Here is a 10,210-nt window from a genome sequence, read left to right as displayed (position 1 = left end):
AGTGATGGGAAATCGCTCCGCTACTTTATTTAAAGGAATTAACTTCCTCAAACGTGTGTCGTTCACGATTTGAGAACTACATTATATAAAAATTTGAAGAGAGTGCAATGATGAAATCGTTGCACGAAACAAACAACAAGCCACCTGACGACTTGGCTCCGCTGATAAAAAATGTAATGATATAAGTCAGTGAGTAGAACAGATACGAGCGTACACAGAGAGATGTTTTGTTGCAGGTACAAAAAGAGAGCGGAGTAAGATGTGTAGTCTTGCTCCGCTATGCGTTAAAAAATATACCAATGTTACAAGCTCGGATTATAATATCACGAGACCTGCGTGTGCTTTATTATAGCAAAAAAGGACGCAATATGTTGCCAGAAGATATACAGCAATATATCAATAAAGGAATTAAATTAATCGGCGTGTACAGCAACGGAGCGGTTATCGCAAGAGGAAAAGAAGAGATTGAGAAAGCGTACACAAATGACGCTGAAGAGATAGAAGCTCTTATGCACGGAAATGGTGATAAGCATGGAAATGCAAAAGGGACTCGGATATCCTGCTTTCGGTTTGTACCCGCTGATTACGAATATATTGTGATTGATATCGACCGACATGAAGGCAAAGAAGACGGACTTGAAAACTTTTACACATGGCTGCAAAAACAGGGATTGTCGCGCGGCTCGTTGCCGATGTATCTGCGAAACATTGATGAAAATAATCAGTGTTATGTGCGAACAAAAAGAGGCGGATATCATCTGTACTTCAAATGCCCAAATGTGCAAAATATCAAATTTGAAAACAATCCTGCGGACTCTGTTGAGTGCCTAGTTACCAAGCCCGTGACAATCGGCGGAAGTTGTATGAACGGACAAAAATACAGACTGTTCGGCAGGAATGAAACGAGAAGATTAGAAAATGCACATGCACTGCCCAAAATATTGCTGGAAATTTTGCGAAAGAAAGAGCCTGAAACTAAACCAACGCCCAAGCAATCGGTGCCAGTGACATTACAAAAAAGCAGGCAATCGGCAACATATGACCGAGACAGACTAAAAGAAGAAATGAAAAAAGAAATACGCCGTTACTTGGAGTTGAAAGGAATGGAAATAACAAAACAACCGATGACGTTATGTCCGTTTCACGATGACCACAATCCAAGCGCGATAGTGAACGAAGATAGCATTCATTGCTTTAGTGATAAATGCGATAAAAAGTCTTTTGACATTTATGATGTGTCTATGAAACTTAACAACTGTGATTTCAAAACAACTTTTGAAGAAGTGCGCCAAATGCTCGGATATTGGTAAAAATTCCGACAAGGAAATTAAAAAAGATGAAGTTGATTATATTCATTGTTCTTTGGTACTACTTTGGTTTCTTAGAAGCAATTATTATTTGCATGATTATTGGTGCGATTTGCGATTAATAACGATGATTAAAAAAAAGAAATGAGCAATACGAACGAAACGGATAAGAAAGAAAAAGAATATGCAGCGATACGATAGATATTTGCCAAAGTGGACAATAGAAAATCAGCAGCAAGTGATGGATTTACACCGCCGGCTGCAATGGAAATTCTTAACATAGTGATTGAGCCAACAATAAGACAAATGTTCCAATGCATAAATTGGACGAAACCGAGTTCAACAAACATTTGGAAGAGATACAAAAAAAGGAACATGAAAAAAGAATAGAAAAACTTCTCAAGATAGAAAAAGCTTTTCAGGAAGCCAAAGCTGAATTTGAAAACGGCGAATTGCCGATAGAAAAGGTAAACGAGTTACATAAGAAGATGAATGCCCTTGCAATCGGAAAACAGCAAGTGAGCAGATTTGCGACATACGGGCAATTCTTAAAAAAATGAGCGAGTACGACCCTGACAAAGATTTCAAACCAAATTTATTTTGCGGACTGCGATGTCCAAACGGCACCTTGAGTGTGGTGTATTCGCGACCCGCAGGCGGAAAGACTTCCTCGCTGGTGAACATAATGAGAGAAGCGGCAAAACACGCATATTTCAGATTACTCTAAGTCAACAAACCCGTTCTTAGATGACTCGGAACCATTGCCAGAATTTGCCAAGACCACGCAAAAACGTAAAATTCTATATGTGAACCTAGAAATAAATTATTGGCAAATCATTCACAATCTGCACCTGCCGCTGATGTACGACAGTGCCAACTACAACGACAGAAACAAACTCCCGACTGAGGACATACTAAATCTGTTTAGCTGTATGGCTAATCTGAACAGAAAATCAAGTGAAGCTAATGAAGTATTTCAGAAAGCTTACGAACAAAAAAGTAAATACGTTGAGTGGTTACCGGGAAAAAAGATTATACAAATCTATAATGGTATAAGCGCGACTAACGAAGATATAATGAACTCTATTAACACGCACACGTCAGAGGACGGCATTGTGTTGATTGATTACATCCAACGCATGCCCGCAGAGTATGACAACGCGCGACAGCCGAGACAAGTGCAACTGCAAAAAGTTAGCGCGGGATTGCTAAAATCAGCGATAGAAAATCAGATTGTGATTACTGCAGGCGCACAGTTTAACCGACAATCGAACGAAGAAAAAGCTGACATGATAAACATTCGCGAGTGCGGCGGCATTGAGCAGGACGCGTTTAATATTGTCGCAATAGTAAACAAAGACGAAAATAATAGATACATAGATACTGTGAAAGCACGTGAAGGCGGTGAGATGTTTGAAAAAGGGCATGTAGAAGCAACAAAAAAATATATCCATTGGGAAGTAACCAGAGAAGAAGATGATGATGATGATGATAGTGGCAATGGCAGAAGCAGTGGCGAGGTGAACAAGAACAAGGCTGACGAAAAAGAAAAAAGGGTGACTTTTTACGATGGAAAGGAATGGTCGTGAAAATAATTGCAGAAATATTCCGAGAGCAAAATGAAGCTTAAAGGAAGAGTCAAATATCCCCAAAAAGGAGCATATTATGAACTTTTCAATAGTCAAAAACCAGCAAGAGTAAATGAAGTAGAAATCCGAAATAGTAATGTCGCTGCAGATACTTAAATATTAGAAAATTCTTTTCAACCACTCAGCGAAGAGCAAACAAATAACTTGAAGAAATCTCTTTTTTCAGCGGCAGGAGCATATCCCTATATATTTGACGCATTATGCTACATTTGTACATATGAGAAAGAACTATGCAAACGATACAAAAAGGAACGTATAGTTCAGCTGGCGGGAGATGTCGATACGTCGTACTACCGAACAATTTTACCATTTGAAGATTTCGTTAATTTTGCGATAGGAGATGATAGAAAACGGACATCTTTTTTAAAACACGAACTTTGCAAAATGGAATCAACTCCACTCAAAGATTTAATTAAATGTGTTCCGCTGACTCCTGATAAGGTAGTTTGTATAGCACCTATCATAATAGGAACAAGACGAGAAAATCAGGAAAAACTATCTTCGTCTAAACTAACAAGGCTCTTCAACATCTCAGGGAAAAGCAACGAAGGCGAGATTGAATACAAATTGCCAAGAATAGAAATTGAGATTTTCTTTTTGCGTTCTCTTTTCAATCATTTTTTTGCAAACAAAGATGGTAAAGGAAAGGCATGGTTTCCCATACCCTCAGCATTTCAATCTAAAACCGTGAAAACACTGAGAGAATCTCTGAAAAAAATACAAATATATCACTTACTTCTCAGCAACTTCGCAGGTATTTCTTATACCTAAATCTACACGATAATTCTCAAAAAGACATAACGTGCCTAAACCTCAATCAAAAAGATTTATGGCTACATGTTATTCCATGCATGTTAGATAACAAAGAACGAGAAGTATACATAAGAGATAGACAACAAGTCAGCGGTTACATTGAATTGATGAACTACATATTCTGTGATATGACTGCGAAAGGCAGAATGAAGGGAGCAAAAACATTCCCGAAACAAACGTTTGAAATAGATGGAGATTGCTATAAAATCGCCGTGAGCAGAACGCCACGATTGGACGGAATGGACATGAAAAGAATACAGGAAATCGCAGAAAGACAAAATAAAAAAAGGAAGTTTCTCGCTTAATTTTGGGCAATTTTCCGCCGAATTTTCTCGCAACTTCAGCGATGAGCCAATTCGTAACATAAATAAAGGACTTGTTGATTTGGCTATCAAATCTTTTTCTATAGAAAAAGATAAAAATTCAGGTTCAGCTATCTTATATAGAATTGTTAGGTCAGAAAAAGGAGAAGAAGAAAATACTTTTCATACTCTTAGCGAAGGTGAAAAAATGATCATAAGTTTTCTTTACTTCATTGAATTATGCAAAGGGAAACAAAATGAAGCTGATACGAATCAAAATAAAATTATTATTATTGACGATCCAATATCGTCTCTTTCACATATATATGTATTCGATATTGCACAAATTATAAAAAAAATTTTTATAAATGACCAAAAATATAGTCAAGTATTTATTTTTACTCACTCCCTATATTTCTTCCATGAATTAACAAAGATTCTTAAAGTTAAAGAACAGAATCTTAAAGCTAAAAACCCGAAATTGTTTAGATTGATCAAAAGCGAGAACGGTTCAGAATTGAAAGATATGAATCTTGAAGAAATACAGAACGATTACCAAAGTTTTTGGCAGATTATTAAAGATGTAAACCAGCCCCCCGCATTGATTGCTAACTGCATGAGGCATATCATTGAGTATTTCTTTGGGTTTATTGAAAAAATAGAATTAGAAGAAGTGTTGGAAAAGAAAGATTTAAATATAAATAGATATGAAGCTTTTTTTAGATATATGAATAGGGAATCGCATTCTGATGGAATTAATATCTTTGATAACGGAGAATTTGAGCATGGTTGCTTTAAAGACGCTTTCAATTTAGTTTTCGAGAAAAGCGGTTATATTAACCATTATTTATTATACAATGATTAGCTGACATTGATATTTTATTTTTAATAAGAACCGCATTAAAATTATAAAAACATTGTAAAATATCACATTATGTAAAAGAGACTACAAAAACAAAAGTTAAATTGTTAAAGCTGTTAGCTGATAGAAAAGATGTTTTAATATTAATCACAAGGTTAATTAAATAAAGACAAAGTTTATACAGAACCAGTATTATAAAGAAATTACTCTTGCTAGATTAAGTATAATAAAATAGTTTTCGAAAAATAAGTTATAGGAAAATTTAAAAGTCTTGTGTTTTAATACAATGGAAAAATAAACGATTATTGAAAAATGAAAATTTTTTCTATTATATCAATAGTTAAATTGACAATTAAGAGGTTATAAAGATGAGTTATATTAAAAAAGTCAAAATAACGAATTACAAATGTTTTAAAGAATTTTCATTTGAATTAAAGAAAGGTACGAATATTATAGTTGGCAATAATGAATCGGGTAAATCAACTATTCTTGAGGCGATTCATCTTGCTTTGTCAGGTTTACTCAATGGTAAATATTTAAAAAATGAATTATCTCAATATATTTTCAATAAAGAAACAGAGAAAAACTATTTGTCTAGTTTGAAAGAAGGTACTCCACAACCGCCTCCAACGATTTCAATTGAGGTTTTTTTTGATAACAACGATTTTCCGGAATTTGAAGGAAATGGAAGCAGCGATAAGGAAGCTTGCGGATTTCTTTTAAAGATTGGCTTCAATGATGAATACAACGAAGATTACGAAGAATTGATAAAAACAAAAAAAGTCGCTACTATTCCAATTGAATATTATAAAATTACATGGATATCTTTTGCTCGTGAGAATATTAGCATAAAGAGCATTCCAATAAAATCTGTTCTAATAGATTCTGCATCCACCCGATTCCAAAATGGCTCCGACGTATATATATCTAAAATTATAAAAGATGACTTAACTGTAAAAGAATCAGTTGAATTATCACAGGCCTACAGGAAAACAAAAGAATCGTTTATGGAAGAAGAATCAATAAAAATGATAAATGAAAAAGTTACTAAAAATGCAGATTTTTCTACAAAAAAGATTGAAATATCTATTGATTTATCGCCAAAAAATTCTTGGGAGAACGCTTTAATGACTTATTTTGATGATATTCCATTCCACCAAATAGGCAAAGGCGAACAATGCTTAATTAAAACCAATCTTGCATTGGCACATGAAAAAACAAAAGGGTCTAACTTGATTTTGATGGAAGAACCTGAGAATCACTTGTCACATACAAAGTTAAACCAATTTATTAAAAATATTGAGGATAAACTCAAAGATAAACAAATAATTATTACAACGCATAGTAATTTTATTGCAAATAAGTTGGGACTTAAAAATCTAATTTTGCTTAATGATAAAAAGACAACCGCATTCACTTCTTTAGAAAAGGAAACTTATGAATACTTCAAGAAGTTGCCGGGTTATGATACTTTAAGAATGATATTATGTAAAAAAGCAATACTTGTGGAAGGTCGCTCAGATGAATTAATTATCCAAAGAGCATTTATGGATAAAAACGAAGGCATGTTGCCAATAGAAAAAGAGATAGATGTTATTTCTGTAGAAGGTCTTGCTTTTGAACGATTTTTAGACATTGCAAAGATGATAGAAAAATCTGTCGCTGTTGTCACTGACAATGATAAAAATTATGAGAAAAAGATTGAAGATAAGTATACTAAGTATAAACAATATCCGTCTATCGAAATATTTGCTGATAAGCGAGATGAATTTCATACTTTAGAACTTCAAATAGCGGATGCAAACAAAGAAAATTTAAAACTTCTTCGCGATGTTTTGAAAATTGATCCTAATAAGCAAACGGAAGAATCAATTGCTGATTATATGAAACGGAATAAAACTAAATGTGCGTTAAATATTTTTGATGCAAAAGAGAAAATTCTATACCCTGAATATATCAACAAAGCAATAGGCTGGTGTAAATGAATAATAATAAATTAATCATAGCGGCTGCTGGCTCTGGTAAAACAACACTACTCATAGATGAAGCAATGAAGATTAAAAATGGGAAGGTATTATTTACAACATATACGGATAACAATGCCGGTGAAATAAAACAAAAATTTATTAGCGAATATAAATATATTCCAAAATTCATAACAATACAGACTTGGTTTTCTTTTTTAATTAAACATGGCGCAAAACCATATCAAGGTTCATATAATGAGCAGATGTTTGGATATGATATAAAAGGTTTAAAATTAGTTAATGAAAAGTCAGGTTATAAAATTGATAAGAATGACAAGCCTATTATTGTAAATAAACATCGTTCATATTGGCCAGAACAGGATATTAAAAAACATTTTTTTGATATTAGGGACAGAATATTTTCCGATAAATTATCAAAATTTGTTTTTAAAGCAAATAAATCTTCTGACAATAAAGTAATAAATAGAATTGCAAGAATTTATACTCATATCTTTATTGATGAGGCTCAAGATTTGGCAGGATATGATTTAGAAATTGTAAAGCTATTGCTTAATACAAATTCTAATATTATACTGGTTGCAGATCCCCGCCAAACAACATATTCGACACATCAAGAATCTAAACATAAAAAATATGCAGATGGTAAAATAAAAGATTTTTTTCTTAAAAAGTGTAAAAAATTAATTGATATTGATGAAGACTCATTAAAAGTATCGCACCGTAATAATCAAGAAATATGTAACTTTTCATCTGCTCTTTATCCAGAATTTCCAAAAAGTAAACCGTGTGCATGTTGCCGTGATAACACAGGCACATACAACGGTGTTTGGTTGGTGCAGAAAAAAGATGTTAAATTATATTCTTCTCAAGATAAATATAATATTGTAATTCTCAGATTGAATAAAAAGCAAAAATCATCTAATACACTATGTCCTGCTTTTAATTTTGGAGCATCTAAAGGAAAAACTTTTGAAGGAGTTCTTATTTACCCAACAGAAAAAATGGAAGAATGGATATTTAATCATGGAACTAAGTTAAAAAATAAAACGAGGGCCAAATTTTATGTAGCAATTACGCGTGCTAAATATAGCGCGGCTATCGTTGTAAATGATGGTGTTCAAATTAATGGAAGTCCCGATTTAAAAATATGGACACCAAGAGAATAAGGCATGTCTCAATCAATAAAATATAGAATTGACTACCAATTATACCCGACTGAAAATGTAAATTATCGATAGTAGGCAATATTTATTCAATGTTATAAAGAATATCTCGTATAACATACTTATATCACCTTTTATAAAAAGCTAAAAGATATAATAAAATATAACTATGGAAAATAAAACACTTGTCTCGCTGTTATAGGTCATCATGCAGTAAAGCTGTTGTTTGAACGCGGCAAATTTAATTCGTTAACATCACTCACGACAAACAACGCATTATTTTATTATTCTTTAGGATTTCCTGCTTATGCTTTAGCAAGAATTTTTGCAAATGCGTTTTATGCGTTCCAAGATACAAAAACACCCGCCAAAATGGTTATGATGACAATGATTCGATATGTTATCTTGTATAATTTATTAATGCGTCCGATGGGGCGGCGGGTTTGCTTTTGCAACAGCTGCGGCATCTTGCTTTAACTTTATTTTACTTGCCGCATATCTTAAAAAACGCATAGGCAAACTTGGTCTTAAACAAATATCATTTTCATCTTTAAAAGCTCGGTTCGCATCCGTTATCACCGGCATAACGGCTTGAAATGTATGCAGAATTTCAGAAAACTTGTTTATTTCAGTTCCTACTTCAATATCTTCAGGCTTAATTGTATTTGTCGCAGTCTCATACGACTTAAAATCTGGAGAATTAAATCTATTCTTACAGTTTCTCTTAAAAAAATAAAAACGAGCAAAGGAATACAAGTTAATCAATTATCGCAGGCGCAGCGTAAATTGCTACAATTTCAGACGGAACACTCACAATGAAAGACTATAAAAATAAAAAATTCAACAATATTCCAAAACTTCCCGGCGTCTATATAATGCGCGACGGAATCGGCAATATTATATATATCGGAAAAGCAAAAAGTCTTAAAAATAGAATATCGTCATATTTTAACGCCGATATAAATTCAAAAGCCGCCACTATTATAACGGCAATGCGTAAAATTGATTACATTTTGTGTACTTCCGAAAGAGAAGCATTGATAATTGAAAGACAGCTGATAAACAAAGTCAAACCGTATTTCAATTCAATGTGGAAAGATGATAAATCTTATCCGTATATCAAATTTTCAATAAATGAAGATTTCCCGCGTTTGACACTTATAAGAAAAAAAATTAAAGACGGCGCTCTTTACTTCGGTCCATATCCGCAAGTTTTTTACATAAAAAAATTTGTCCGTTGGCTTGTAAAACTTTTTAAAATCCGCCCGTGTAAAATGGATATTGCGGAGAAATCTCTTCCTGAAGAAAAAAAGGTTAAATCATGCCTTTATTATCATACGGAAATGTGTACCGGTCCGTGTCTTAGTAAAATTACGTCGAAAGATTATAAAGAAAAAATTAAAGGTATTGAGTTATTTTTAAACGGGAAATTTAAAAAACTTGAAGATAAATGGAAAAAACAAATGCTTGATTTAAGCGAAAATATGCGTTATGAAGAAGCAAGAGAAATAAGAGATAGACTCTACGCGCTGCAAAATATGTCCGAAAGAGTCATGATAAATGAAATCACACAAGATGAAATAACTCAGTCTGTGCAGAGAGCAAACAGCATAAACGAATTAAAAAATATTTTAGGATTAAAACGCCAACCTGCAATAATAGAAGGATTTGATAATTCAAATATACAAGGCACAAATGCCGTCGCTTCTATGGTTAGATTTCAAAACGGCATTTCGGATAAAAAGAATTACAGAAGATTTAAAATTAAAACTGTCGCGGGAGCGGATGACTTTGCAAGTATGAGAGAAGTTGTTTTCAGAAGATATTCGGCATTGATAAGAAAGAATGAAAAGATGCCGGATTTGATTTTAATCGACGGAGGAAAAGGACAGCTTAGCGCCGCATTGGACGCTCTTGAAGATATCCAGTCGCAAATTCCGATAATTTCGCTTGCAAAAAAGAATGAAGAAATTTTTTTACCAAACAAAGACAAACCGTTGATTTTAAGTAGACATTCGCCAGCTTTAAGACTTTTGCAGTCCGTAAGAGATGAAGCGCATAGATTTGCCGTAAATTATCATAGGAAACTTAGAGCAAAAGAGTTTGGAATATAAAAATCAAAATTG

Annotated in this window: 12 protein-coding genes; 11 read left to right on the top strand and 1 reads right to left on the bottom strand. The window is 33.4% G+C overall.

Features of this window, described 5'->3' with window-relative positions; translation table 11 throughout:
• Window positions 1-368 precede the first annotated feature (368 nt).
• From LE179_RS04290 to LE179_RS04245, 10 genes are all read left to right on the top strand, one after another.
• On the top strand, window positions 369-1,310 hold the full coding sequence (locus LE179_RS04290; protein ID WP_374129132.1) for a CHC2 zinc finger domain-containing protein: 942 nt from the start codon (window positions 369-371) through the stop codon (window positions 1,308-1,310).
• A gap of 311 nt (window positions 1,311-1,621) precedes the next feature.
• Complete coding sequence (locus LE179_RS04285; protein WP_374129131.1) at window positions 1,622-1,867, top strand: hypothetical protein; 246 nt, start codon at window positions 1,622-1,624, stop codon at window positions 1,865-1,867.
• Complete coding sequence (locus LE179_RS04280) at window positions 1,864-2,034, top strand: hypothetical protein (protein WP_374129130.1); 171 nt, start codon at window positions 1,864-1,866, stop codon at window positions 2,032-2,034. The genes LE179_RS04285 and LE179_RS04280 overlap by 4 nt, the downstream gene beginning before the upstream one ends.
• 34 nt (window positions 2,035-2,068) lie before the next feature.
• The gene (locus LE179_RS04275) at window positions 2,069-2,896 is read left to right on the top strand and encodes a DnaB-like helicase C-terminal domain-containing protein (RefSeq protein ID WP_374129129.1); all 828 of its coding nucleotides are present in this window, start codon (window positions 2,069-2,071) and stop codon (window positions 2,894-2,896) included.
• Window positions 2,897-3,340: 444 nt separating this feature from the next.
• Window positions 3,341-3,727: a hypothetical protein gene (locus tag LE179_RS04270; protein ID WP_374129128.1), complete on the top strand. Its 387-nt coding sequence runs from the start codon at window positions 3,341-3,343 to the stop codon at window positions 3,725-3,727.
• An 80-nt stretch (window positions 3,728-3,807) separates the two neighbouring features.
• Window positions 3,808-4,074 carry a hypothetical protein gene (locus tag LE179_RS04265; protein WP_374129127.1) on the top strand — a complete coding sequence of 89 codons (267 nt, stop codon included), beginning with the start codon at window positions 3,808-3,810 and terminating at the stop codon, window positions 4,072-4,074.
• On the top strand, window positions 4,049-4,936 hold the full coding sequence (locus LE179_RS04260) for an AAA family ATPase (protein ID WP_374129136.1): 888 nt from the start codon (window positions 4,049-4,051) through the stop codon (window positions 4,934-4,936). The genes LE179_RS04265 and LE179_RS04260 overlap by 26 nt, the downstream gene beginning before the upstream one ends.
• A 365-nt stretch (window positions 4,937-5,301) precedes the next feature.
• A complete protein-coding gene (locus LE179_RS04255; RefSeq protein WP_374129126.1) occupies window positions 5,302-6,918 on the top strand; it encodes an ATP-dependent endonuclease in 1,617 nt (538 codons plus the stop codon).
• Entirely contained in the window at window positions 6,915-8,087 is a 1,173-nt protein-coding gene (locus tag LE179_RS04250) for a UvrD-helicase domain-containing protein (protein ID WP_374129125.1), read from the top strand. Before LE179_RS04255 ends, LE179_RS04250 begins: the two co-directional genes overlap by 4 nt.
• Before the next feature lie 219 nt (window positions 8,088-8,306).
• Complete coding sequence (locus tag LE179_RS04245; RefSeq protein ID WP_374129124.1) at window positions 8,307-8,561, top strand: lipid II flippase MurJ; 255 nt, start codon at window positions 8,307-8,309, stop codon at window positions 8,559-8,561.
• Here LE179_RS04245 and LE179_RS04240 read toward each other — a convergent pair.
• The gene (locus LE179_RS04240; protein ID WP_374129137.1) at window positions 8,502-8,840 is read right to left on the bottom strand and encodes a hypothetical protein; all 339 of its coding nucleotides are present in this window, start codon (window positions 8,838-8,840) and stop codon (window positions 8,502-8,504) included. The genes LE179_RS04245 and LE179_RS04240 overlap by 60 nt on opposite strands.
• A 59-nt stretch (window positions 8,841-8,899) precedes the next feature.
• Here LE179_RS04240 and LE179_RS04235 point away from each other — a divergent pair, with 59 nt between their 5' ends.
• Window positions 8,900-10,198: a GIY-YIG nuclease family protein gene (locus tag LE179_RS04235; RefSeq protein ID WP_374129123.1), complete on the top strand. Its 1,299-nt coding sequence runs from the start codon at window positions 8,900-8,902 to the stop codon at window positions 10,196-10,198.
• The last annotated feature ends 12 nt before the right edge of the window (window positions 10,199-10,210 follow it).

The organism is Candidatus Endomicrobiellum agilis (assembly GCF_020328115.1).
GTDB lineage: Bacteria > Elusimicrobiota > Endomicrobiia > Endomicrobiales > Endomicrobiaceae > Endomicrobiellum > Endomicrobiellum agilis.
This window is presented reverse-complemented; position numbering and strand designations above follow the sequence as displayed.

Coding starts and splice junctions, on each gene's coding strand:
- LE179_RS04290 (WP_374129132.1), top strand. CDS start 369: ATGTTGCCAGAAGATATACAGCAATATATCAATAAAGGAATTAAATTA.
- LE179_RS04285 (WP_374129131.1), top strand. CDS start 1,622: ATGCATAAATTGGACGAAACCGAGTTCAACAAACATTTGGAAGAGATA.
- LE179_RS04280 (WP_374129130.1), top strand. CDS start 1,864: ATGAGCGAGTACGACCCTGACAAAGATTTCAAACCAAATTTATTTTGC.
- LE179_RS04270 (WP_374129128.1), top strand. CDS start 3,341: ATGGAATCAACTCCACTCAAAGATTTAATTAAATGTGTTCCGCTGACT.
- LE179_RS04265 (WP_374129127.1), top strand. CDS start 3,808: ATGTTAGATAACAAAGAACGAGAAGTATACATAAGAGATAGACAACAA.
- LE179_RS04255 (WP_374129126.1), top strand. CDS start 5,302: ATGAGTTATATTAAAAAAGTCAAAATAACGAATTACAAATGTTTTAAA.
- LE179_RS04250 (WP_374129125.1), top strand. CDS start 6,915: ATGAATAATAATAAATTAATCATAGCGGCTGCTGGCTCTGGTAAAACA.
- LE179_RS04235 (WP_374129123.1), top strand. CDS start 8,900: ATGAAAGACTATAAAAATAAAAAATTCAACAATATTCCAAAACTTCCC.